The organism is Neptuniibacter sp. PT8_73 (assembly GCF_047778045.1).
GTDB lineage: Bacteria > Pseudomonadota > Gammaproteobacteria > Pseudomonadales > Balneatricaceae > Neptuniibacter.
On the sequence record NZ_CP180545.1, the window covers coordinates 785,777 to 810,868 of the forward strand.

Consider the following 25,092-nt stretch of genomic DNA (forward strand, 5'->3'; position numbering starts at 1 on the left):
TTTTAATTAAATTTTAAAAATATTTTTCCTTGATTATTTATCGACTATAAAGATAATTGCTTACTTACTTTTATTTTGGTGGTTTTGAAATGTCTGATTTTCTTAAAGTTCTACTGCGTAAAAATTCTTTACGCAAACAATGCCAGGAATTATCTGTTTCTGAACTAGAAAAAGTGATTTCTGATTTAACTGTGATTGCTGAAGATAAGCGCGCGGAAGAAGAGGCGTTAGAGGCGGCTGAGCAGGAAAAAGCAGCAAAAATTGAAGCTATTCGCCAAAGTATGCAGGACGCAGGTGTAGATCTAAATGATCTAATGGGAATGATTGGTGAAGCTGCAAGCACACCTAAGAAAAAGGTGCAGCCTAAATACCGTATTGAAGATGATAACGGTGAAGTTCACGAGTGGTCTGGTCGTGGCCGTACCCCGTTAGCTTTTCAGGCTTATTTCGATAAAGGATTTACTAAAGAAGACTGTCTCATTTAAAATAAGAGTACGGTTTTATAGAAGCCCTTTCTTTTATGAAAGGGCTTTTTTGTTTAAAGGTATTAACTTTGATTAATGCCTGTTGTCTTAATTAGCATATTTGTAGGTGCGTCGTATGACTGACGAAAAGTTACATAAAGTATTGGCGCGCTCCGGAATAGGCTCACGTCGTGAGATGGAGCGTTGGATTAAAGAAGGTCGAGTTTCAGTAAATGGCTCAATTGCTACCTTAGGAGATCGAATCTCTGAAGGTGATACAGCTGAAGTTGATGGCCAGCCTGTACAGTTGATATTTGATAAACAGGCTGAGCGTAGAGTGCTTATTTATAATAAGCCCGTGGGTGAAATCTGTACACGTCATGACCCAGAAGGTAGGCCAACAGTCTTTAGGCATCTGCCGCCCTTAAAAGAGGGGCGTTGGATTGCGATTGGTCGACTTGATATTAATACATCCGGTTTGTTGTTGTTTACTACCGATGGTGAACTAGCAAATGCATTGATGCATCCGTCTGCTCAAATTGATCGTGAATATGCGGTTCGTGTTTTGGGTAATGTTGATGACGGCATTTTGTCCCGCCTAAAAGAAGGTGTTCTGTTAGAAGATGGCATGGCCCGTTTTACCGATGTTCAGTTCTTTGATGGTGAAGGTGCCAATAAGTGGTTCCACTGTGTAGTGATGGAAGGGCGTAATCGAGAGGTTCGTCGTTTGTGGGAGTCGCAAGAGATTCAAGTTAACCGTCTAAAACGTGTTCGCTTTGGGCCTATTTTCTTGCCTAGCGATGTTAAGTCGGGCACATGGAAAGAGATGACCGGTAAAGAAGTGAATTCTCTGTCTAAAATGCTTGAGCTTAAGCCGAAGCGTGGCGCAAGAATGACGGCTGATGAAAAGCAGAAGTACGAGCGTCGTTACAAGAAGCAGAAGGCGCGTCGTCAAGAAGGAAGCTAGTTACGAAGTAAATTTAGACAATAAAAAAGCAGCTTAAAGCTGCTTTTTTATTGTCTTTTATTTCTACTAAATTATTGAGCGTCTAGCGATTGGCCGTTGACGGTTGCGCTGTCTTTGCCCATTAGATAAAGATAGGCCGGCATAATGTCTTCCGGTGCGGTCACTGATTGCGGGTTCTCAGCTGGGTAGGCATCGGAGCGCATTTGTGTTCTGGTTGCACCTGGATTGATGCAGTTAGCGCGAATATTGCAAATGCCGCTGGTCTCATCTGCTAGTGTCTGCATCAAGCCTTCGGTCGCAAATTTAGATGCTGCATAAGCACCCCAGTATGCCTTGCTTTGACGTCCTACGCTTGATGATGTGAAAACAACCGATGCATCATCTGACTGTTGTAAAAGTGGCATGAGGGTTTGGGTTAGCATGAATGGTGCATTTAGATTTACTTGCAGCACCTGCTGCCAAATTACTGGGTCGTAGCTTTCAATCGGTGTCCGCACGCCTAAGATGCTGGCATTGTGAAGAATGCCATCGATTCGGCCGAATTCTTGATCGAGCGTGTTGGTTAGCTCAATGTAATCATGTTCTTGTGCACTTTCTAGATTGAGTGGAACCAGCGCGGGTTGTGGATAACCTGCGGCTTCAATCTCGTCATAAACATTTTCAAGTTTTTCTAGTGTGCGGCCAAGAAGAATGACGGTTGCGCCGTGAGCGGCAAAGGTTATTGCTGCGGTACGGCCTATGCCTGAGCCAGCGCCAGTCACCAGAATAACTTTATCCTTTAATAAGTCTGCAGGGGCTTGGTATTCAAACATAGTGATCTGTTCCTAATCATTAACGTAAAGCGGTGTATAGAGATTGTAGCAGTGGCTTGAGCTCAGTTGCACTGGATATCTGGTGATCGGCTTGCCAATTTTTAGGATCGTCGCCTTGATCGATGTAACCGTACTCGGCTGCGATGGTTAGCATGCCGGCGCGATTGCCTGCTTCGATATCCCTAATATGGTCGCCAATGTAGATGCTGCTTTCAGGGTCGCAATCGATTTCTTTGCAGGCTAAGAAAAGTGCTTCTGGGTTTGGTTTCTTGTCTTTAACGTGGTCTGGGCAAATGACGCTTTTTGCTGAATCGCTCAGTTGTAGCCCTTGCATTACGGGTGTGGTGTAGAGCTCTGGTTTGTTGGTGACAACACCCCAAGGTATGTTGTGCTCTTCAAGCCAAGTTAGGAATTCGGCCATACCAAAAAAGAGTTGGCTATCTACATCAAGATGTTCCAAGTAGATATTCAGCATCCGCTGGTGTAGGCGGTCAAAGTCGGCTTCGCCTTCTTTTAGATTAAAGGCAGCCCCGACCATCGCTCTGGCCCCATGAGACACGTGACAGCGAAGATATTCGTAGCTTATTTCATCACGGCCTTCTTCTTTTAGTAGGGCGTTTATGACCCAGTGAAAGTCCGGTGCGGTATCTATTAGCGTGCCATCTAAATCGAATAAAACTGAAGCAGGTTTGTCGGCCATGATTATTCTGGTTTGGTGGTAGCGATAATGTAATTTACATCGACATCAGATGGATGAAGGCTGTATGTTTTCGTCAGTGGGTTATAAGTCATACCACACATGTCTATATTCTTTAGACCGCTTTGACGGATCCAGTTGCCAAGTTCAGAAGGTCGAATAAACTTTTTGAAATCATGAGTGCCTTCAGGAACTAGTTTCAGTACTTTTTCGGCACCAAGGATTGCGAATAGATAGCTCTTTGGATTGCGGTTCAGTGTCGAGAAAAAGACCTTGCCGCCCGGTTTGCAAAGTTTGGCGCAAGCTTGAACGATAGAAGATGGGTCAGGGACGTGTTCTAGCATCTCCATGCAGGTAACAACATCAAAAGATTCAGGCTGCTCAGTCGCTAGCTCTTCAACGGGGATCTGTTTGTAGCTGACATTTACGCCACTTTCTAGGCCGTGTAGTTTGGCGACTTTTAGCGGAGCAGCGCCCATATCAATGCCTGTTACGGTTGCGCCGCGTTGAGCCATGGATTCGGATAAAATACCGCCGCCACAACCGACATCTAATACTTTTTTCTCGGCCAGATGCGCAATGCGATCTATATAACCAACGCGTAACGGGTTAATGTCGTGGAGTGGTTTGAATTCGCTGTTTTTATCCCACCATTTGCTGGCAAGTTCTTCAAACTTTGCGATTTCTACTGGATCAACGTTTGCTTGAGTGCTGTTTTCTGGCTGAGTCATGATCTTTTAGCTTCAAAGTATTTGTTGGCATTCTACCATTGCTAAGGCGTTGAAAAACAGTTGATCGCGCATCTCCAACTTTAATTGTATAACCTCTTATTTTTTCAGGATTCCCTTGTAGGAAATGTGATATACTCCCGCGGTTAAAAATATCCGCGGAAACCTTCCGTTGTGAGAGTGATTCAAGGATAGGGAATGGGTGATTTAGCCAGAGAAATCCTGCCAGTTAACATCGAAGATGAACTGAAGCAGTCTTACCTTGATTACGCAATGAGCGTAATCGTCGGCCGTGCGTTGCCAGATGCGCGCGATGGCCTTAAACCAGTTCACCGTCGCGTGTTGTTTGCGATGAATGAATTGGGCAATGACTGGAACAAAGCATATAAAAAATCTGCCCGTGTGGTAGGTGACGTAATCGGTAAATACCACCCGCATGGTGATAGTGCGGTATACGACACTATTGTTCGAATGGCTCAGGATTTCTCCATGCGTTATACGCTGGTAGATGGCCAGGGTAACTTTGGTTCGATCGACGGCGACTCCGCCGCTGCAATGCGTTATACCGAAATCCGCATGGATAAGATCTCCCATGAGCTGTTGGCAGATTTAGAGAAAGAGACCGTCGATTTTGTTGATAACTATGACGGTACAGAAAAAATTCCAGCGGTTTTACCTAACCGTGTGCCAAACCTTTTGGTAAATGGCTCTTCTGGTATTGCGGTTGGTATGGCGACCAATATTCCACCGCATAACTTGTCTGAGGTTGTTCGTGGTTGTATCGCGCTGATCGAAAATTCAGACCTTTCTGTTGATGATCTTATGGAATTTATTCCAGGTCCTGATTTCCCAACAGGCGGTATTATTAACGGTCGTGCCGGTATTCTACAGGCGTACCGTACTGGTCGTGGCCGCATCTATGTGCGTGCTAAGCACCATGTAGAGGAAGATGAAAAGAGCGGCAAGCCTTCTCTTATCATTACTGAAATCCCTTATCAGCTTAACAAAGCGCGCTTAATCGAAAAGATTGCTGAGCTGGTTAAAGATAAGAAGATTGAAGGCATTACTGAACTACGCGATGAGTCTGACAAAGACGGCATGCGTATTGTTATTGAGCTACGTCGTGGTGAAATGCCAGATGTGGTTATCAACAACTTGTTTGCTCAGACGCAGATGGAGTCAGTTTTTGGTATCAATATGGTCGCTTTGGTTGATGGTCAGCCAAAGATCCTTGATCTGAAAACAGCGCTTGAATGCTTTATACGTCATCGTCGTGAAGTTGTTACTCGTCGTACTGTTTATTTGCTTCGTAAGGCGCGTGAACGTGGTCATATTCTTGAAGGTCTAGCGATTGCTCTTGCAAACATAGACCCTGTTATTGAAATGATCAAAACTTCGCCGACCCCAGCTGAAGCGAAAGAACGTTTGATCGCAGAGGCGTGGGCTCCGGGTGATGTAATTCAGATGTTGGAGCGTGCAGGTGAAGATGCATGTCGCCCTGAAGATCTGGAAGAGCAGTATGGCTTACGCGATGGTAAGTACAATCTTTCTCCAGTTCAGGCTCAAGCAATTCTAGAGTTGCGTTTGCACCGTTTAACAGGTCTTGAGCATGAAAAACTGATTGCTGAATATAAAGAGCTGTTAGAGCGTATTGCTGAACTTCTAAAAATTCTTGGTTCTCACGAGCGCTTAATGGAAGTGATTCGTGAAGAGCTTGAAGCAATTTTGGAAGAATATGGTGATGAGCGTCGTACAGAAATTACTGCTTCTCGTAAAGATCTGACAGTTGCAGATCTGATCACTGAAGAAGATATGGTGGTAACTATATCTCACGGTGGCTACGCGAAAACTCAGCCGTTGACCGATTACCAATCACAACGTCGTGGTGGCAAAGGTAAGTCAGCAGCAGCGATAAAAGATGAAGATTTCATTGAACATCTACTGATTGCGAATACCCACGATACGATTCTGTGCTTCACGGACCGCGGTAAAGTTTACTGGTTACGCGTATTTGAAATTCCAGTGGCGAGTCGCACAGCACGTGGTCGTCCAATTGTGAATATATTGCCTTTGGATGAAGGCGAGCGCATTAGTACGATCTTGCCTGTAGGTAGCTACGAAGAAGATAAGTTTATCTTCATGGCGACAGCTTCCGGTACGGTTAAGAAAACTGCACTGACTAATTTCTCCCGTCCACGTACTAGCGGTCTAATTGCTCTTGATCTGTTAGATGATGACCATCTAATTGGTGCTGCAATCACCAATGGTGAAGACGATGTCATGTTGATGACAAGTGCTGGTAAATCTATGCGTTTTCGTGAGGAAGATGTACGCCCAATGGGTCGTACAGCACGTGGTGTACGTGGCGTTAAGATGGATGACGGCGTTAAGGTTATCTCCCTAATCATTCCTCAAGAGGGCGGTAAAATTTTGACCGCTTCTGAAAATGGTTACGGTAAGAAAACCGCTGTTGATGATTTCCCAGTGAAAGGACGTGGTGGTCAGGGTGTTATTGCACAGCAGTGCTCTGATCGAAATGGTGCTCTAGCGGGTGCTGTTCAAGTCTTCGATGGTGATGATGTCATGCTGATCAGTGATCAGGGTACCTTAGTGCGTACGCGCGGGGATGAGATCTCAGAACTTGGACGAAATACTCAAGGTGTAACTCTGATTCGCGTTAGCGATGAAGAGCGCTTAGTCAGCGTTGCTCGTATCGAAGAACCAGACGAAGAAGAGCAGGTGGAGACTGATGCAGAGGCGGAAACCCCGACCACTGTAGAGGAATAATTTCTACCTCAAGTGCGGCGCGAATGTGCCGCATTTTTTATATATGACTTTAAGTAGAGTGAAGATAAGTCTATGACACGTAAGTACAATTTCAGTGCAGGTCCTGCTGGTTTACCAAGTGAAGTATTGCTGCAGGCTCAAGAGGAACTTCTAGACTGGCACGGTAAAGGCCTTTCCATCATGGAAATGAGTCACCGCAGTAAAGAGTTTGTCTCGGTTGCTGAAGCAGCAGAGCAGGATTTACGTGACCTGATGGGAATTGGTAGTGACTACAAGGTTCTATTCCTTCAAGGTGGGGCTACCTCGCAGTTCTCTATGATTCCAATGAACTTGCTGCGCGGTAAAACTACGGCTGACTATATTAATACCGGTATCTGGTCGAAAAAAGCGATCCAAGAAGCTTCTCGTTATTGTGATGTACGTATTGCTGCATCTAGCGAAGGTAACGGTTTTACTGCTGTTCCAAGCCAAAGCGAGTTGGAGCTAAATGCAGAAGCTGCTTATCTGCATTACACGCCAAATGAAACGATTGGTGGCTTGGAATTTGATTATGTGCCTCAGTCTGGAGATGTTCCTCTAGTTGCTGATCTATCCTCTACAATCCTATCTCGCGAGGTTGATGTAAACCAGTTTGGTTTGATCTATGCGGGTGCACAAAAGAATATTGGTCCAGCAGGTTTGACGGTTGTAATTGTAAGAGAAGACTTGTTAGGTGATGTTGTTGCCGGCACACCAACAATGTTTGATTACAAAGTACATGCTGATGCTGAATCTATGTGTAACACACCACCAACCTATGGTTGGTATCTGGCTGGTTTGGTCTTTAAATGGCTAAAAGCCCAAGGTGGTGTGGCTGCGATACAAGCGGCTAACCAGCGTAAACAAGAAAAACTGTATGCAGCGATTGATACCAGTGACTTCTATGCAAACCCAATGGCGTCAGCTAACCGTTCTTGGATGAACGTGCCATTTACTTTGGCTGATGATGCTTTGGATAAACTGTTCTTAGAACAAGCAGAAGAAGCAGGTTTATTGAACCTTAAAGGTCATCGCTCTGTAGGTGGTATGCGAGCGAGTATCTACAATGCTGTCCCAGAGGAAGCAGTGGATGCGTTGATCGCGTTTATGCAGCAGTTTGAAAAGCAACACGCTTAAAATCATTTGCGGAAAATGAGAAGAGTATGAGTGAACAAGAAAAAGAGTTACGTGTTTTACGTGACCAGATCGATTCTATAGATGGTCAGCTTCATGAGCTTCTGAATCAGCGTGCTAAATGTGCTCAACGTGTAGCTGAAGTTAAGCAGAAATATCAAGGTGAAGCGGCGGCTGTATTTTATCGCCCTGAGCGTGAAGCTCAGGTATTGCGCGCTGTGATGGAGCGTAACGAAGGTCCATTGCCTGATAAAGAAGTTGCACGTCTTTTCCGTGAAGTAATGTCTGTTTGCTTGGCGTTAGAAGAGCCAATGCGAGTGGCTTTCCTAGGCCCAGAAGGTACATTTACCCAACAGGCTTCAATGAAGCATTTTGGTCACTCTGCCCACAATCTTCCGATGCAATCGTCGAAAGATGTCTTCCGCGAAGTGCAGTCTGGTGGTGCTCATTACGGTGTTGTCCCAATCGAGAACTCTTCGGAAGGTGTTGTTAGTAGCACGCTTGATCTATTTAAACAGTTTGATCTTAAAATTTGTGGAGAAGTGGAAGTTCCAGTTCACCTTCATTTATTGGTCAACAAAGGTGATAGCTTGGATGAGATCTTCAAGATCTATTCCCATGAGCAGTCCCTAGCGCAAAGCCGTAGTTGGTTAGATGCGCGTTATCCACATATTGAGAAGGTTGCAGTCAGTTCTAACGCAGAAGCTGCTCGTTTAGCTAAGCAAGAAGGTCAAGGTTATGCCGCTATTGCAGGTGACATGGCTGCAGAACTTTATGAGCTTGAAGCTGCTGTTAGCAATATCGAAGATCAGGCGGATAACTCAACGCGTTTCTTGATCATCGGTGATCAGGATGTTGGTCCTAGCGGCGATGATAAAACATCTATTTTGGTCTCTGTACCAAATGCACCAGGTGCCTTGTATCAGTTGTTAGAACCTTTCCATCGTTCACAAATTAGTCTGACACGAGTAGAAACCAGATCTTCTGCAAAACAGTCTATGTTCTATATTGATTTCGAAGGGCATAGCGAAGATCAGCTCGTTGCTAAGGCGCTGGCTGAGTTAGCCAAAGAAAGTGTTGAGCTGAAAATCTTAGGCTCATACCCACGCGCGGTGCTTTAAGAGGCATATCGATGAGTTGTGATTTCTTTTCATTGGCTTCACCAGGGGTGCAAAATCTGCACCCCTATTTGCCAGGCAAACCACCAGAAGAGTTAGAGCGAGAGCTTGGCTTAACTGATGTGGTGAAGCTGGCAAGTAATGAGAGCCCAATAGGGGCCTCACCAAAAGTCGTCACAGCTCTCCAAGATGAACTGTCAGGTATCAATCTTTATCCTGATAGTGGTGGTTACCGATTGAAGTTGGCTCTGGCTGACTATTTAAACTGCCAGCCGGAACAGATTACATTAGGTAATGGCTCCAATGATGTGTTGGAGCTTATTGCTCGTGCTTTTCTCACCTCAGACGATGAGGTTATCTATTCGGAATATGCGTTTGTCGTTTATTCGCTGGTGACTCAAGCAATTGGTGCTAAAGCTGTGGTATCTCCAGCCAAAGATTGGGGGCACGATCTTGATGCGATGTTGGAGCGATTAACTCCAAGTACTCGTATGATCTTTATCGCTAATCCTAACAATCCGACGGGTACATATTTAACCCAAGGACAGTTAGAAACGTTTTTAGCTCAAGTGCCAGAAAACGTCTTAGTGGTTTTGGATGAAGCTTACACAGAATATGTGGATGCTGAAGACTTTCCGGATAGTTTGAGTTTACAAAAGCAGTATTCGAATCTAATCGTTACGCGAACCTTTTCTAAAGCTTATGGTTTGGCTGGTTTACGTGTCGGATACTCGGTTTCGAACATTGATATCGCCAATCTGTTAAGCCGGGTAAGGCAGCCATTTAATGTGAATAACCTGGCGCTTACTGCTGCGGAAATAGCCATATCAGATCAAGAACATCTAACTAAAGCTATAGAAGTTAATGCTGCAGGCATGGCTTTTTATCAGTCAGGTTTGGTCAAGTTGGGATTGGAATTTATCCCATCGGTAGGAAATTTTATTACAGTAGATCTGGCTAAGGATGCCTCGCCTATCTACCAATCAATGCTAGAGCAGGGTGTTATTGTGAGGCCTGTGGCGAATTATGGAATGCCAAATCACTTGCGCATTAGCATTGGTTTACAAAATGAAAATGAACGTTGCCTAAAAGCATTACAACAAGTGGTAGAGAAACGTTGAGTCAAGGTATCAAAAATACACTCATTATTGGGTTAGGTTTAATCGGCGGTTCTTTAGCAAAAGTGCTTCGTCAAAACCGTTGCTGCGGACAGATTATTGGTTTTGATCGTGACCCAGAAGAGACAGCGTTAGGTTTAAGTAGCGGAGTGATCGATGTAGCTGCCGATAGCCTAGCGGATGCTGTAAGTCAGGCGGATATTATTGTTTTAGCAGTGCCTGTAAAAGCGATGGAAAAGGTGCTGGTGGATATTGCGCCATTTATCGCTGAAGAAACATTGATTACAGATGTAGGTAGTACCAAGGCTAATGTGGTCGAGGCGGCTAAGCGAGTCTTTGATCAAGTGCCTTCTGGTTTTGTACCGGGTCACCCAATTGCTGGTTCTGAGAAAAGCGGTGTAGCAGCAGCGGATGAACATCTATTTGAACAGCACAAAATTATTCTAACGCCTTTAGCAGAATCTTCATCTTACGCTGTTAAGGTGTTTACTGAAATGTGGGCGTCCACTGGTGCAGAAGTGCTGATTATGGACGTAGAAAAGCATGATGAAGTGTTGGCAGCAACCAGTCATCTCCCACACATGCTGGCGTTTTCCTTAGTGGATACTCTGGCTCAGGAACAAGGTAATAATACTGATATTTTCCGCTATGCAGCTGGAGGTTTCCGTGATTTTACTCGGATAGCCGGTAGTGACCCGACAATGTGGCACGACATCTGTTTAGCAAATAGAGACGCTTTGCTAGCGCAGTTAGATCGATATACATCGGGATTAGCAAAGCTAAGAGCAGCGATTGAGTGCGGTGATAGTGAGACTATGTTAGGCACTTTCACGCGTGCGCGAGCTGCGCGAGAACATTTTTCAAGAATCCTTTCTGGTACGGCATATTCACAAGATATGAGTAATCAATTAGTAACCTTTCGTGCCCAGCCTGGCGGCAGCGTAAGTGGTAAAATTCGAGTTCCAGGTGATAAATCTATTTCACATCGCTCCATTATGCTGGGTTCCCTAGCTGATGGTGTCACGGAAGTTACAGGCTTCCTTGAAGGTGAAGATAGCTTAGCGACCTTACAGGCATTCCGTGATATGGGTGTGGTTATCGAAGGTCCTGATGATGGCAATGTAACTATCTATGGTGTAGGTGTTAATGGCTTGAGTGCACCTCCTGGGCCTTTATATGTAGGTAACTCCGGTACATCAATGCGTTTGCTGTCTGGTTTATTGGCAGCACAGCAATTTGATTCTGAACTTACTGGTGATGCTTCTCTTACTAAGCGCCCAATGGGTCGTGTTGCTGATCCGCTTCGCTTGATGGGAGCAGAGATCGAAACCGCTGAAAACGGTCGACCACCGATGAAGATCAAGGGTGGTCAGGCACTGAAAGGTATCCATTATGATATGCCTATGGCGAGTGCTCAGGTTAAGTCTTGTTTGCTATTAGCTGGTCTTTACGCAGATGGTGAAACCTCTGTTACAGAGCCAGCACCGACACGTGATCATACCGAGCGTATGCTTACGGGGTTTGGTTATCCTGTAGAGCAAAATGGCTCTAAAGCAGCAGTTAAATCGGGTGGTCAGTTGCATGCCACTCGCATCGATGTGCCTGCTGATATCTCTTCCGCTACATTCTTCTTGGTAGCCGCGGCTATAGCTCCAGGTTCTGATTTGACCCTAGAGCACGTTGGTATAAACCCAACACGCGTAGGCATTATCAACATCCTACGCCTAATGGGTGCGAACCTTGAATTACTTAATGAGCGTGAAGTCGGTGGCGAGCCTGTTGCTGATATCCGTATTCGTTATGCTCCTCTCAAAGGTATTCATATTCCTGAAGACCAAGTTCCTCTGGCAATTGATGAGTTCCCGGCGCTATTTATTGCAGCCGCTTGCGCTGAAGGTACAACGATTGTATCGGGCGCTGAAGAGCTTCGCGTAAAAGAGAGTGATCGAATTCAATCTATGGTTGATGGCCTCAAAGCGCTTGGTGTAGATATCGAAGGTACGCCAGATGGTGCGATCATCCAAGGTGGTGAGATTGGTGGTGGTGTTGTAGAAAGCCATGATGATCACCGTATTGCGATGTCTTTCTGTGTGGCTGCGTTGCGTGCTACTGGTGAAATCACAATTAATGACTGTGCCAATGTAGCTACATCTTTCCCTGGCTTTGTTGAACTAGCACAGACTGCAGGAATAAAGGTAGAGAAGGAGGAGGGATGATGTCTAACGGACAAGTCCCCGTAATCACCGTTGATGGTCCCAGTGGATCGGGTAAAGGAACTATATGCCAGCTATTGGCGAAAGAATTAGGTTGGGAGCTGCTAGATAGTGGAGCGTTATATCGCCTACTAGGTCTTGCAGCCAATCATCATGGTGTAAACCTTGATGATGAAGAAGCGCTGGTAGTTTTAGCTGCACACTTAAATGTGCAGTTTATTCCTCGTGATGACGATACCGTTCAGATCGTTCTGGAAGGTGAAGAGGTTACTGATGCTATTCGTACTGAAGCCGTTGGTAAGGATGCTTCGATCGTTGCAGCTATTCCAGCGGTCCGTGATGCTCTATTAGAGCGTCAGCGTGCATTTGCTGAAATGCCTGGGCTGATTGCAGATGGTCGTGATATGGGAACCGTTGTTTTTCCTGAGGCGTCACTCAAAATCTATCTCGATGCCAGTGCAGAAGAGCGCGCTGTACGACGTTATAACCAGTTGATAAACAAGGGACTGGGTGCTAGTCTTCAAGCTATATTGGAGGATATTCAGGCGCGAGACGACCGTGATATGAATCGTCCTGTTGCTCCTCTTAAGCCCGCGGCGGATGCAGTAATTCTTGATACGACTAAGATGTCAATCGAAGAGGTCCTAGCCGCTGTAATGGATGCAGCGAGGCACAAGGGGCTTCGTTGATAGTGTCATAACGACAAAGCGGGATACAGATATGAGCGAGAGCTTTGCTGAACTATTTGAAGAGAGCCTTCAAGAGTTGGAGATGGCGCCGGGCGCTATCGTAACGGGTACAGTAATTGCGATTGAGGATGACTTTGTTATCGTCAATGCAGGTCTCAAATCAGAAGGTGTTATCCCGCGGTCGCAGTTTATTGATGACTCTGGTGAGCTGACAATCGATGTTGGTTCTGAGGTCAGGGTTGCATTAGAAGCTGTTGAAGATGGCTTCGGTTCTACTCAACTTTCTCGTGATAAAGCAAAACGCGCAGAAGCTTGGGCTGAGCTAGAGAAAGCTTACGAATCTGATGAAATTGTAACAGGGCACATCTCGGGTAAAGTCCGAGGTGGTCTAACGATTATGCTTGGAAGTATCCAGGCATTCCTTCCGGGCTCTTTAGTCGATGTCCGCCCTCTTCGAGATACCAGTCACTTAGAAAACCAAGAACTCGAGTTTAAATTGGTTAAGCTCGATGCCAAGCGTAATAACATCGTTGTTTCACGTCGTGCTGTCCTTGAGGCGGCTTACAGTGTTGAGCGTGAAAAACTGCTTTCAGAATTGAAAGAAGGTCTTGTTGTTAAAGGCGTTGTTAAAAACATCACCGACTACGGCGCATTTATTGATCTTGGTGGTGTTGATGGCCTGCTACACATCACTGATATAGCTTGGAAACGTGTTAAGCATCCAAGTGAGGTTTTAACGGTTGGCGAAAGTATTGATGTTCAGGTACTGCGTTTCGATAAAGAACGTAACCGTGTTTCGCTAGGGGTTAAACAGTTAACCGAAGATCCGTGGACACAACTGATTGCTAATTATGAAATTGGCACCAAAGCGAAAGCAAAAGTGACTAACCTCACTGATTACGGTTGTTTCGCTGAGATCGAAAAAGGTATTGAAGGTTTGATTCATGTTTCTGAAATGGATTGGACCAATAAAAATGTGCACCCATCTAAAGTTGTTCAGGTGGGAGACGAAGTCGATGTGATGTTATTAGACATCGATAAAGAGCGTCGTCGTATCTCTTTAGGTATGAAGCAATGCAAAGCGAATCCTTGGCAAGAATTTGCGACTAAATTCCAAAAAGGTGATCGCTTAAGTGGTAAAATCCGTTCAATAACTGATTTTGGTGTTTTCATTGGCCTAGAAGGTGGTATCGATGGTCTTGTACATCTATCCGATTTGTCATGGGATGACAGCGGAGAGGATGTTGTTAAAACACTGAAAAAAGGCGATGACTTAGAAGCGGTGGTACTTTCGGTTGATTCAGAGCGAGAGAGAATCGCTTTGGGTGTTAAGCAATTAGATGAAGATCCATTTAGTAGCTTTACTGCGAGTCATGGCAAAGGAAAAGTTATAAAAGGTACAGTTTCTGACATCGCTGACAAGGCGGTAAGTGTAACCTTGGCAGAAGGTGTTGAAGCGGTACTAAGAATCTCCGATGTGTCTCGAGAGCGCATAGATAATCTAGCAGATCATTTTAGCGTTGGAGATGAAGTTGAGGCGATGATCAGCCAAATTGATCGTAAAAACAGAGTGATATTGCTTTCCATCAAGCAGATGGAAGCAGAGCAAGAGAAACAAGCTCTGGATAAAATCAGTCAGCAGTCTGAAACGACTCTATCAGGCCCAACGACTATCGGTGATTTAATTAAGGCTCAGATGAATAAAGGCGATTCTGAGTAGCTAGGCAGAATGTACGGTCCACGAGCAAAGGAGTAGAGGTATGACGAAATCTGAACTGATTGAAGTACTAGTAGATCGACATGAGCAATTGTCGGTAAAGGATATCGAGCTGTCCGTGAAGACGATGCTAGATCACATGACAGAATCTTTGTCTCAAGGTGATCGTATAGAAATCAGAGGATTTGGTAGTTTTTCGCTACATTATCGAGCGCCTAGAACAGGTCGTAACCCTAAAACGGGTGAGTCTGTAGCGCTTGATGCTAAATATGTTCCGCACTTCAAACCAGGTAAAGAGTTGCGTGAACAGGTAAATGATTCAATTCAAAACTAGGTAATTGAGGTTTAATCCGGTGCGTTTAATTAAAAAGTTGATCTTTGCTGTTCTAGCGATTTTAGCAATTCTTACAGGCTTAATGTTCGTAATTAACAATCCGGAGCAAGTTTCGATTAATCTTGTGTTTTTCCAACTGCCAGAATTTAGCCTTGGTGTATGGATGGTATCAATATTTGTACTGGGGGCTCTGATTGGCTTTGCTTTGAGTACAATGTTTGTCCTTATGTTAAAAACCCGTTTGGGCTCTGCGCGTCGTAAAATTGCTAGTACTCAAAAAGAGCTAGATCAGTTGCGAGTATCCAGCCTGAAAGATGCCGTTTAATCTCGACAACGCTTTTCTTTTAATCCCGTTTGTTCTGGCGATCGGCATTGGCTGGTTGCTAGGCAGGCGTGATAAGCAGTCAAAACCTGCCCCTCCTCAAACGAATCTAAGCCACGAATACTTTACCGGTTTAGATTATCTTTTGAACGAGAAAATGGATGAGGCTATCGAAAGCTTTATTCGAGCCTTAGAAATCAATTCAGATACCATTCCAGCCCACCTTTCTCTAGCCAAGCTCTTTCGACGTAAAGGTGATGTGGATCGAGCGATACAGATCCATCAAAACCTTCTAGCGCGTCCCAATTTGGATCGCGATGACTTTATGCGGATTCAGATGGCGCTAGCGAATGACTATTACTCTGTTGGCTTGTTGGACCGGGCTGAAAATCTTTTACAGGAAATTATTAAATCTCCTTCCCCTAAACGCATCCATAGCAAAGCTCTCAATCTGTTAATTAAACTCTATGAGAAAGAAGGTGAGTGGGAAGAAGCTTTAGTGACAGCTAATAAGCTTCCAAGTGAGGAAAGGCGCGATTTAAATAACGAGTTAGCGCATTACTGCTGTGAATTAGCTGATATGGCGTTACAGCAGAAACTTATCAAAGCGGCGGCAGAATATCTCAAAGATGCAGAGCAATTCGATTCGAATAATGTTCGGGTAAGCTTGTTAAAAGCTCAAATCGCAATGAAGTCTGAACAGTGGAAGCAGGCGATAAAGCATCTTAAAAAAGTATCAAAGCAAGACCGTCTATTTGTTTCCGAAACGATTCCTCTGTTGAGAGATTGTTATGAGAGAACAGGAGATCATAAAGATCAACTAGAATACTTACGTAGTTGTTTGGCGCATTCTCCCTCAACTACAGTGCTGATTGCTCTTGCTGAGCATGTGAAGCAGGAGCGAGGTGTTTATGCAGCTGGAAGTTTTATCACTGAAGAATTAAAGCGTCGCCCTTCAGTAAAAGGATTTAATAGTCTGATCGATCTTCATATAGAATATGGCTCAGATAGTGCGAAGGATAGCTTAAAGGTATTACGTGGTCTGACAGGACAGTTAGAGCTCTCAAAGCCCGTATACCGATGTAATAGTTGTGGATTTTCAGGCAGAACGCTCTCCTGGCAGTGCCCTTCATGTAAAAGCTGGGGCACGACTAAGCCTATTCAAGGCTTGGAAGGCGAATAAATTTTAGAGAACTTATATGTTATTGGATAAAAAAAGAGTCATTGTTGCACTAGATTACCCTGATCAAAATCAGGCTTTGGCAATGGCTAAGCAGTTGGATCCAACTCGATGCCGTGTAAAAGTTGGTAAAGAGTTATTCACTCGTAGTGGTCCGGCTATTGTAGAAACGCTTCAAAGCTTAGGTTTTGATGTTTTTCTAGATCTGAAATTTCATGATATCCCGAATACTACGGCTAAAGCAGTTCGCGCAGCTGCAGAGCTAGGCGTGTGGATGGTAAATGTTCATGCATCGGGTGGCCGCCGTATGATGGAAGCTGCTCGAAACGAGCTTGAGCAAGTTAATGGCTCTGAAACACTTCTGATCGGTGTGACAGTTCTAACCAGTATGGAACGCAGTGATCTTCGTGATTTAGGTTTAGATATAGAGCCGTTAGAGCATGTGAAGCGTTTGGCAAAGTTAACCGAAGACAGTGGTCTGCATGGTGTGGTTTGTTCTGCACAGGAAGTAACGCCATTACGCCAAGTGATCGGCGAAGAATTCAAGCTAGTAACACCGGGTATCCGCCCGGCAGATGCTGATGTTGGCGATCAGAAGCGAATTATGACACCGGTTGATGCATTAAAAGCAGGCAGTGATTACTTAGTGATTGGTCGCCCGATTACAAAAGCTGAATCACCGGTAGATGCTTTGGCTAAAATAGATGCTGATTTAGCGCCGTTGCTTTCGTAGTCTTAGCGCGTTATAAAGAAGGTCTGGCCTTAATGGATGAGGTCAGACCTAAAATAAAGTAAAAAGGAATTTACTATGAAACTCTCTTCTTTAAGAGCGCTGATGATGGCGTTCGCTTGTATGTTTTCTTTATCTGCGTTTGCATCTCCTATCGACCTTAATACCGCTACCGCTGAGCAGTTAGCGCAAAATCTTAATGGTATTGGGGTAGCTAAGGCCGAAGCTATTGTTGAGTATCGTACTAATAATGGCCCTTTCACATCGGTAGATCAGTTAACTGAAGTGAAAGGTATTGGTGCTGCAACGGTTGAGAAGAATCGCTCAAACATCTCTATTCAAGAGGCTGTGGATAAAAAGAAAGAAGTGGCGAGTAATAAGAAGTAGCGTTAAACACTAGCAGTAGGTTGTAACGACTCAGAACGATTTGGGTGTTATAACCAGGCGGCTCCACGGACTCCGCTGGAGTCGCCAAATTGTGCTTTCAAAATAGGCGTGTTTATTGAATCAGAGAACACGTATTGTGCTAACCTCTCTGGAAGTTTCTGATAGATATCACTCTGGTTAGAAAGCCCACCGCCAAGCACAATAACCTCGGGGTCTAGTATATTGATAACCGATGATAGCGCTTTGGCTAGCTGTTCGATATATAAGTCACAATACTTTATTGCCGACATGTCTCCAGTTATGGCGAGTTCCCAGATTGATTCGGTATCTAAATGTGAAAAAGTCGAATCGTTATAGTGATTTGTGAACCCTGGGCCAGATAAGAACGTCTCTATACAGTCTTGTTTGCCGCAATAACAATCTCGCCCATTTCCATCGGACGCATCCAGTCTAGGTAGGGGGTTATGTCCCCATTCGCCGCAAATAGAATTTGGACCGCTAAGCAGTTGCTTATTTATTGCAATGCCTCCGCCAACGCCGGTACCTAAGATTACTCCAAAGACAGATTTGTAGTCTTTGCCGCTACCATCGATAGCTTCAGACAGTGTAAAACAATCAGCATCGTTGGCGATTTGAATAGGCTTTTGTAGTCTCTCGCTCAAGTCTTTATCTAACGGATGGCCGATTAAGCAGGTAGAGTTAGCGTTTTTAATTAAACCTGTTTCTTGTGAAATGGCTCCAGGAATTCCAATACCAATGGAGCGGGCTGAGTGCTTTATGTTGCTTTCAGCTCTTTCTATAAGCGAGCAAATTGCATCTAGCGTAGCTTGGTAATTCCCTTGCGGCGTAGGAACACGATATCTAAATAGAACATCTGAAGATGGAGTCAACGCAATAATTTCGATCTTGGTGCCGCCAAGATCTATACCGATACAGTAGTCCATTTTTCTCTCATGCTATTTGAGAAATTTAAGTAATTTTATATAACAAAAGCGAGAGTGATTGGAATAAAAATGAGACTGCCCATATTGCCTAGCAAAACAATTGAAGCGACTTGATGGGGCTCTTGATTGTAACGTTCAGCAATCATGTAATTTAAAACGGCTGGTGGTAGCGCACCAAAGACAACTAAATAGGCAAACTGTGTCGCATCCAGTTGTAGGAACTGCTGGCAGATTAAAGCAATGATAATACCGCTGGCAGGGCAGAGGACTGCGCTGAGGCTACCTATTTTCCAATTAGAGAAGTCTACGCTAGTCATTCTGACGCCCAGCGCAAAGAGCATTAATGGAATGGCTATCTGACCCAGCATATCTATAAATGTATGGACTGCTTTAGGAATAGGTAGATCAAAGCCGCTCCAGATAAGGCCTAAAATGGTTGCTAGAATCATCGGCATGCGAAGCAGATTAAGTAAACGAGTCTTATGGTCCAGTATGTAGATACCGACGGTAAAGTGGAGCAAATTTTCCACTAGAAATAAGACTACAGCGGCCTGCAGCGCGTTTTCACCAAAGGCTAAGACAATTAGCGGTATACCCAAATTACCACTGTTGCTGAACATCATTGGAGGTAGGAACGTTTTAGGATGTACCTTTAACAGTTTACAGGCAGGGTAGAGCAGAATACCTGAGCCAATCACGATAATAGCGGCGCCAATGGCGAGAGATTGGTATTTAATTAGATCAAATGATTCAGCAGATAAAACAGCAAAGATCAGCGCAGGAACAAAAACATCAATATTGATCTGATTGGCTGCATTCATGTCCGGCTGATAGCGGCGGGCATAAAAAAATCCCACTGTGACAATCGCCACAAGTGGGAACACGGTAAGGAATATCCGTTCAATCAGTAGACCTTGTACTTCCATCAATAACTACCTTATATGTCAGTTGTGGCCTACTTTGGAGCGTTTAATCGTACTCTTTGCCTGTCTGAACAATCAGTACAGGAATCTTGGAATTACGCATCACTTGCTGGCTTGTATGGCTATGGTGACCAAATCGGTTTTCCGCGCCCATAACGATCATATCAGCATTCTCAGCTTGTGCAGCACCAAGAATAGAATCGGTTTGATTGCCTTCAGCAACCTTGTGTTCAATGTTAAGCACTACAGGCTTATCTAAACTTTGCAGTTCGTCTTCGCAGAATTTCTCGACACGATCTTGCATTGTTTTGTGGATCTCTTTGATGCCTTCATCGTGCATCTGCTTGATAAGGTCTTCAGAAACATAGTTTTGGATCAGTGCGTGACCCATCTCACCCATCGGTTCTACTACGTGTAGCATTACGATCTTGGCATCATTTAGAACTGCCTGGTTAACCGCTTGGCGGAATACAGGTCGAGTGTGTTTACCCAAAGATGTTGCGTAAAGAATAGTTTTGATATCTGGAAGTGCCATGATCATTTCCTCAAAAACAGTCTTAGACTAAAGTATTGAATTCGGTCAGTTTAGCACTTCGTAAGTCGGTGCTCAGATTTACTCGACAATCTATAGACCTAGCTCAATATTTAAATTTAGAACTCAATTTAATGTGGCGAACCACACCCGCAGCGAGACTTTGGAGTCTTACCAATACCAGGGTTAAATGTATTTGTCGGGTCTAATGAGAAGTAGAAATTCTGTAGACCTTCTTCGGCTTCATAAAGATGACCAACATTATGCTCAGCAGGGTATTTCGCACCTTTCTGTGCCAGTAGGTCCAACATCATCTTCTTCACCGCTTTACCGTCAGCACCTTTTTTCAGAATGTAGTCCTGATGGAAAACGTGACACATAAAGTGGCCGTAGTAGAGCGAGTGAACAATATGCTTGCTGATCTCTTCCGGTAGTTTTTCTACCCAATCCGGATCATTTCGACGCAGCGCTATATCCAGCGCCAGAATATCTTCGACCTCATTCTGGTGGATGATCTGATAACGAATAGCGGCGCCTGCAGCGGCAAAGCGGTGTAGATAGGCTTTTTTAGCTTCATCTGCATCACATTCGAAATAATCGCCAGACTGACTGTTGCTGAAAAACTCTTTCAGAAACTTATTCGCTTCAGGGATACCACCGTCGCTCATTTTTAGCACGAGGTAGTGGTCATACTTCTCGCGGAAATCGCGCATACGTTTTGGCAGAATATTTGGCCAGCATCGGCTCATAACCTGCATAACGCGATCTGGAATATCTTTTGGCAAGAAGCTGATCTTATTCAGTGCAGCAGAGATACGACCTTTCATAGCGAACAGCTTTGGAAGCGGGTCGGTGCCAAAGTAGTTAATCATCATAAAGGTATCTTTGCCGTATTTTTCAGCAATGTCGTAGATATCTTTATGCATGTATTCAGCCACTTCAGGTAGGTTATCGAAGTGTTTCAGAATGTGGCGGCGAATCTCAGTCAGTTCATTGGCATCATTGGTGCCAATGTAATAAACCTGTTCTTTTTGTGCGACAGGGAAGGTATCTAAGCGAACAGCGAATACACCCACTTTGCCTGCGCAACCGCTGGATTCATATAAGCGGCTAGTATCAGCGTTGTAGCGCGCAGGTGTGTCTGCATCTACATCGCGAACAATTTCAGGGTAATCGTTTGCCGATGCTTTTTGAGTGCTAGCTTTAACATCAGCATCGGTAAAGTTTTTCTGTTCTAGATTTGTAAGGATCTCTTCTGGAGTCTCGCCTAGGTCAATGCCAAGGTGATTTACCAATTCCAACTCGCCATTATCGTTAAGCTGAGCAAACAGAGATAGCTCAGTATAGGCAGGTCCACGTTGAACTAAGGCGCCACCGGAGTTGTTCGCAATACCGCCAACAATTGAAGCGCCGATACAGGACGAACCAATAACAGAATGAGGCGCACGATTAATAGGCTTTAGCATCTTCTCTAGGGTAAATAGTGTTGCCCCAGGGAAGCTTATGATCTGCTTGCCGTCATCAAGCAGGTAGATTTTGTTCATGCGTGTAGTGTTGATGACAATAATCTCACGATCATAGTCTTCTCCACTTGGAGTGGAGCCTTCTGTCAGGCCTGTATTAGCGGCCTGCATAATCACAATCGTATCGGCTTTAATGCAGGTATCTAGAACCTTCCACTGTTCTAAAAGTGTGGTTGGAAATACAACTGCAAGGGCTGAACCCTCGCCGGAGCGGAAACCTGTGCGATAGTGTTCGGTCTGGTTTTCCCCTGTGAGAACATTGTTCTCGCCAAGGATAGACCTTAACTGATCGAGAAGATCGTGACTGGACATATGAAGTACTCTACTAGCTCTAAATGGCCTTAAGGCCTAATTATTATATATGTGCACTGGGCATCTTAGATGCCCAGTGCTATTCAGTTATCTTAACTGTAGGCGATAGTTGGTAGCCAAAGAACGATCTGAGGCCAGAATACTAGTACCAGTAGCGCTGCTAACTGAAGAATAATGAAAGGAATTACACCTTTATAAATATCAGTGATCTTAACGTTTGGTGGGCATACCCCTTTAAGATAGAAGAGGGCAAACCCGACGGGGGGCGTTAAGAACGAGGTCTGCAAGGCCATGGCGACGAGCATGACGAACCAAACCAACTCTGGGTTATCGATACCCGGAGCCGTAATATCTAAGCCGAGGGCCGAAATTACAGGTGCCAGTAGTGGCAAGATGATTAGCGTGATTTCAATCCAATCTAGGAAGAAACCTAGTAGGAAAATAACCGCTAGGATGAAGAAGATAATTCCGTAAGGACCAAACGGAAGGCCTGTTAGAAATTCTTCGATCATCTCGTCACCACCTAGTTCACGAAGAACAAGGGCGAAACATGTTGCACCAATGAAGATCGCGAAGATGTAGGCAGTTGTGTTCATTGTGCCGCCAACAACTTCATGCAGCACTTTGAAACTAAACTTCTTGTTGTACATTGCTAGAAGCGTTGCACCAAATGCACCTACACCAGCGGCTTCGGTCGGCGTTGCAATACCCGCAAAGATAGAACCAAGTACGACAATGATAAGCAGTAGTGTCGGAAGAACATCTTTAAGGACATTAAAGAAGATCTTTAGATCAACAGGTTTTGCATCATCCGGGATCGGCATGTGGCTTGGATTGATAAAGCCACGAGCAAGAATGTAGATAATGTAAAACGCGCCAAGCATTAGGCCTGGGAATACAGCGCCCATAAATAGGTCACCAACTGACAGACCCAATTGGTCAGCCATGATAACCAGCATGATGCTTGGTGGGATTAGAATGCCTAGCGTGCCTGCAGAAGCGATAGTACCTAGAGCAAGTGGCATGTTATAGCCCTGCTTAGTCATCGCTGGTAGTGACATAACTGCCAGTAGTACAACGGATGCACCGATGATACCTGTTGATGCAGCTAGGATAATACCAATCGCTGTCACTGTAATAGCAAGACCGCCGTGAACACGACCAAATAGCTCCTGCATTGATTTCATCAAGCGTTCAGCAACGCCAGATTTATCGAGCATGATCCCCATAAATATGAACATGGGGAGGGCTACCAGAATCCAGTTTTCCATGATGGTCCATAGACGGTTAACTACAAGCCCAAGTGTGGTGTAGTCCAGACCCGTCATGGTATCCATGTATGTGTCTGTAAATTGCCCTAAAAAGGCAAAAATGATACCAATGCCGCCTAATACCCAAGCGACAGGTATACCTGTAAATAGAAGCGCGATGAACGACAGGAACATCGCGATTACGAGAACTTCATTCGCATCCATCAGTCATCACCTTTAATAATTAGAGTCAAATCACGAATAAAACGAGAGATAAGTGCTAATGCTAGTAAGCCAAAACTTACCGGAATAACACCTTTTATGATCCAGCGATATGGTAGGCCGGAAGCGGCTTCTGAGCCTTCGTTTACTCGATAGGATTCAGCAACGAAATCGATACTTTGCATAAAGATGATTGCAACGAATGGTAGAACCATTGTTGGGATACTAATAACTTCGATCCAGCGCTTAGTGTTCGCCCTTAGGCGGGAATAGAACAGGTCTACGCGAATATGTGAATTTGTGGTTTGGGCATAAGAAAGACCAAACATTACGCCAATGGAATATAGGTGCCATTGCAGCTCTTCTAGGGCAATTAAGCCGCTAGCAAATCCTTTGCGCAAAATGACCTGCAGCATAATCACTAATACAAGAACAACATAGGTCCAAGCGATAGTGAGACCGATGCGCTTAATAAAATTATCAATCGCATCTGCGAGGGGCACGGGGGTCAGCTTTTCATTTTCAGTCACTGAAACTTACCTTCGCTACTTCTTATTAGATTCTTTGCCGAGTAGTGCTCACTCAAAAATCTAATTATTTATTGTTATAGGTCGCCTTTGTATAGGCAAACAGGGCAGCCGAAGCTGCCCTGATGTTCTTCGGAGGGCTGGGCACCTTCCGAAGATTGTCGTCTTACTTAGTTGCGCGCGGTAGGAATGCGTTAGCTTCCCAAAGGTCGTAACCTTTACGGAATGTGCTCATGTCATCCCATACTTTCTTGAAGAAAGGATCCGCAGCAGTTTTCTCTGCAACTACTTCATCCCAAGTAGATTTGAAAGTGCTTAGCATTGTTTCGTTCCAGTAACGGATCTGAACGCCATTCTCTTGCGCTTTTTCCATTACAGGGAACTGCATCGCTTCACCTTCAGCGATTGCGTTAGTCATAGACGCTTTACAAGTTGTTTCAACAAGTGCCTTCTGGCCTTTGCTCATCTTGCCCCAAGTGTCTTTGTTGATCAGTAGTTCGAAGACTGTCGCCTGCTGGTGCCAGCCTGGGAAGTAGTTGTACTTAACGATCTTGTGGAAACCTAGACGCTGGTCGATTGCTGGCTGAGAGAACTCAGAAGCGTCGATTGCACCTTTCTCAAGTGCACCGAAGATTTCGCCACCTGGAAGTTGAACTGTGCCTACGCCCAGTTTTTCCATTACGTCAGCACCTAGACCGAAGAAACGCATGTTCAGACCTTTTAGGTCTTCTGGTTTTTCGATTGGTTTAGAGAACCAGCCAGATGTTTCTGGAGAGATGATTGCACAAGGAAGAACTTTTACGTTGTAGCCTGCGTTGTCATACATCTCTTGGTAAAGGTTCATACCGTTACCGTAGTACAACCACGCCATGTACTCGCCAGCTTCTGGGCCGAATGGAACTGCAGAGAACAGTGCCGCTGCAGGCATTTTACCCTGCCAGTAACCAGCAGTAGAGTAACCAGAGTTAACTTTACCAGTAGAAACTGCGTCCAGAATCTCTTTAGGGCTAACCAATTTGCCTGGCTCATAAATTTTCATTTTCATTTTGCCGTCACTTACAAGCTTAAGCTGATCAGCAACCCAAACGATTGGAGTGCCTAGCGCTGGTAGGTGAGAACCGAAAGCAATTGGAGTTTTTAGAAGTAGTTTGTCAGCAGCTTGAGCTGGAGCTGTCGTACCTGCAATAGCAGCAGTAACAACAGCTGCAGAGATCAGAGACTTGGCGAACTTTTTCATGTCACATCCTCTAAGAGATTCATTTTTTTATATTTAGTATTGAGATGCAGGAGGAGAGGGTATTGGGATGATAAGACCTCTGCTGCGCTGCAGTAATCTCAATTGGTAATACCAATTTACCATCAGAGATATGCTACTGTATTTTTTTTGAGCAGGGTCTGTCAATATTTTTTTGTTGCTAAATGACTATAGTCTAGATTTATAACA

At 44.6% G+C, this 25,092-nt stretch carries 24 protein-coding genes; 14 read left to right on the top strand and 10 right to left on the bottom strand.

The annotated features are described in order from the left end of the window. The first annotated feature begins 89 nt into the window (after window positions 1-89). The gene (locus ACMXYN_RS03455) at window positions 90-485 is read left to right on the top strand and encodes an H-NS family nucleoid-associated regulatory protein (RefSeq protein ID WP_415893505.1); all 396 of its coding nucleotides are present in this window, start codon (window positions 90-92) and stop codon (window positions 483-485) included. Window positions 486-600: 115 nt separating this feature from the next. After that, the gene (rluB, locus tag ACMXYN_RS03460; protein WP_415893506.1) at window positions 601-1,431 is read left to right on the top strand and encodes a 23S rRNA pseudouridine(2605) synthase RluB; all 831 of its coding nucleotides are present in this window, start codon (window positions 601-603) and stop codon (window positions 1,429-1,431) included. Between the two features lie 71 nt (window positions 1,432-1,502). On the opposite strand, the gene ACMXYN_RS03465 is transcribed toward rluB, so the two are convergent. Genes ACMXYN_RS03465 through ubiG form a run of 3 tightly spaced genes read right to left on the bottom strand, consistent with a single transcriptional unit; the run spans window position 1,503 to window position 3,671 of the window. Continuing rightward, window positions 1,503-2,243, bottom strand: a complete 741-nt coding sequence (locus ACMXYN_RS03465; protein WP_415893507.1) for a YciK family oxidoreductase — start codon at window positions 2,241-2,243, stop codon at window positions 1,503-1,505. Window positions 2,244-2,262: 19 nt separating this feature from the next. Further along, entirely contained in the window at window positions 2,263-2,943 is a 681-nt protein-coding gene (locus tag ACMXYN_RS03470) for an HAD family hydrolase (RefSeq protein WP_415893508.1), read from the bottom strand. Window positions 2,944-2,945: 2 nt separating this feature from the next. Then, entirely contained in the window at window positions 2,946-3,671 is a 726-nt protein-coding gene (ubiG, locus tag ACMXYN_RS03475; RefSeq protein WP_415893509.1) for a bifunctional 2-polyprenyl-6-hydroxyphenol methylase/3-demethylubiquinol 3-O-methyltransferase UbiG, read from the bottom strand. Between the two features lie 195 nt (window positions 3,672-3,866). Here ubiG and gyrA point away from each other — a divergent pair, with 195 nt between their 5' ends. From gyrA to ACMXYN_RS03535, 12 genes are all read left to right on the top strand, one after another. Further along, on the top strand, window positions 3,867-6,455 hold the full coding sequence (gene gyrA / locus ACMXYN_RS03480) for a DNA gyrase subunit A (protein ID WP_415893510.1): 2,589 nt from the start codon (window positions 3,867-3,869) through the stop codon (window positions 6,453-6,455). 72 nt (window positions 6,456-6,527) lie between these two features. After that, the gene (serC, locus tag ACMXYN_RS03485) at window positions 6,528-7,610 is read left to right on the top strand and encodes a 3-phosphoserine/phosphohydroxythreonine transaminase (RefSeq protein ID WP_415893511.1); all 1,083 of its coding nucleotides are present in this window, start codon (window positions 6,528-6,530) and stop codon (window positions 7,608-7,610) included. Window positions 7,611-7,636: 26 nt separating this feature from the next. Further along, the gene (pheA, locus tag ACMXYN_RS03490; RefSeq protein WP_415893512.1) at window positions 7,637-8,728 is read left to right on the top strand and encodes a prephenate dehydratase; all 1,092 of its coding nucleotides are present in this window, start codon (window positions 7,637-7,639) and stop codon (window positions 8,726-8,728) included. A gap of 11 nt (window positions 8,729-8,739) precedes the next feature. Then, entirely contained in the window at window positions 8,740-9,846 is a 1,107-nt protein-coding gene (gene hisC / locus ACMXYN_RS03495) for a histidinol-phosphate transaminase (protein ID WP_415893513.1), read from the top strand. Then, window positions 9,843-12,059 (top strand): bifunctional prephenate dehydrogenase/3-phosphoshikimate 1-carboxyvinyltransferase, encoded by a 2,217-nt coding sequence (locus tag ACMXYN_RS03500; RefSeq protein ID WP_415893514.1) that lies wholly within the window; start codon window positions 9,843-9,845, stop codon window positions 12,057-12,059. Before hisC ends, ACMXYN_RS03500 begins: the two co-directional genes overlap by 4 nt. Next, complete coding sequence (cmk, locus tag ACMXYN_RS03505) at window positions 12,059-12,745, top strand: (d)CMP kinase (RefSeq protein ID WP_415894461.1); 687 nt, start codon at window positions 12,059-12,061, stop codon at window positions 12,743-12,745. Before ACMXYN_RS03500 ends, cmk begins: the two co-directional genes overlap by 1 nt. 31 nt (window positions 12,746-12,776) lie before the next feature. Beyond that, entirely contained in the window at window positions 12,777-14,465 is a 1,689-nt protein-coding gene (gene rpsA / locus ACMXYN_RS03510; RefSeq protein WP_415893515.1) for a 30S ribosomal protein S1, read from the top strand. Window positions 14,466-14,505: 40 nt separating this feature from the next. Next, window positions 14,506-14,796 (top strand): integration host factor subunit beta, encoded by a 291-nt coding sequence (ihfB, locus tag ACMXYN_RS03515; protein ID WP_415883573.1) that lies wholly within the window; start codon window positions 14,506-14,508, stop codon window positions 14,794-14,796. 19 nt (window positions 14,797-14,815) lie between these two features. Further along, window positions 14,816-15,121 carry a lipopolysaccharide assembly protein LapA domain-containing protein gene (locus ACMXYN_RS03520; RefSeq protein WP_415893516.1) on the top strand — a complete coding sequence of 102 codons (306 nt, stop codon included), beginning with the start codon at window positions 14,816-14,818 and terminating at the stop codon, window positions 15,119-15,121. Continuing rightward, window positions 15,111-16,301: a lipopolysaccharide assembly protein LapB gene (lapB, locus tag ACMXYN_RS03525; protein WP_415893517.1), complete on the top strand. Its 1,191-nt coding sequence runs from the start codon at window positions 15,111-15,113 to the stop codon at window positions 16,299-16,301. Before ACMXYN_RS03520 ends, lapB begins: the two co-directional genes overlap by 11 nt. Before the next feature lie 16 nt (window positions 16,302-16,317). Beyond that, complete coding sequence (pyrF, locus tag ACMXYN_RS03530; RefSeq protein ID WP_415893518.1) at window positions 16,318-17,031, top strand: orotidine-5'-phosphate decarboxylase; 714 nt, start codon at window positions 16,318-16,320, stop codon at window positions 17,029-17,031. Between the two features lie 75 nt (window positions 17,032-17,106). After that, window positions 17,107-17,415, top strand: coding sequence for a ComEA family DNA-binding protein (locus ACMXYN_RS03535; protein ID WP_415893519.1), 309 nt, complete (start codon window positions 17,107-17,109; stop codon window positions 17,413-17,415). Between the two features lie 47 nt (window positions 17,416-17,462). On the opposite strand, the gene ACMXYN_RS03540 is transcribed toward ACMXYN_RS03535, so the two are convergent. The 7 genes from ACMXYN_RS03540 to ACMXYN_RS03570 form a co-directional block, all read right to left on the bottom strand. After that, window positions 17,463-18,359, bottom strand: coding sequence for an ROK family protein (locus ACMXYN_RS03540; protein WP_415893520.1), 897 nt, complete (start codon window positions 18,357-18,359; stop codon window positions 17,463-17,465). 35 nt (window positions 18,360-18,394) lie between these two features. Next, on the bottom strand, window positions 18,395-19,285 hold the full coding sequence (locus tag ACMXYN_RS03545; protein ID WP_415893521.1) for an AEC family transporter: 891 nt from the start codon (window positions 19,283-19,285) through the stop codon (window positions 18,395-18,397). A gap of 43 nt (window positions 19,286-19,328) precedes the next feature. After that, window positions 19,329-19,817, bottom strand: coding sequence for a universal stress protein (locus tag ACMXYN_RS03550; protein WP_415893522.1), 489 nt, complete (start codon window positions 19,815-19,817; stop codon window positions 19,329-19,331). 128 nt (window positions 19,818-19,945) lie between these two features. Continuing rightward, window positions 19,946-21,649 (bottom strand): D-lactate dehydrogenase, encoded by a 1,704-nt coding sequence (gene dld / locus ACMXYN_RS03555; protein ID WP_415893523.1) that lies wholly within the window; start codon window positions 21,647-21,649, stop codon window positions 19,946-19,948. Between the two features lie 92 nt (window positions 21,650-21,741). Next, complete coding sequence (locus ACMXYN_RS03560; protein WP_415883582.1) at window positions 21,742-23,124, bottom strand: TRAP transporter large permease; 1,383 nt, start codon at window positions 23,122-23,124, stop codon at window positions 21,742-21,744. After that, window positions 23,124-23,651 (bottom strand): TRAP transporter small permease subunit, encoded by a 528-nt coding sequence (locus ACMXYN_RS03565; RefSeq protein ID WP_415883583.1) that lies wholly within the window; start codon window positions 23,649-23,651, stop codon window positions 23,124-23,126. The genes ACMXYN_RS03560 and ACMXYN_RS03565 overlap by 1 nt, the downstream gene beginning before the upstream one ends. Window positions 23,652-23,814: 163 nt before the next feature. Beyond that, window positions 23,815-24,885, bottom strand: coding sequence for a TRAP transporter substrate-binding protein (locus ACMXYN_RS03570; protein WP_415893524.1), 1,071 nt, complete (start codon window positions 24,883-24,885; stop codon window positions 23,815-23,817). Between the last annotated feature and the right edge of the window lie 207 nt (window positions 24,886-25,092).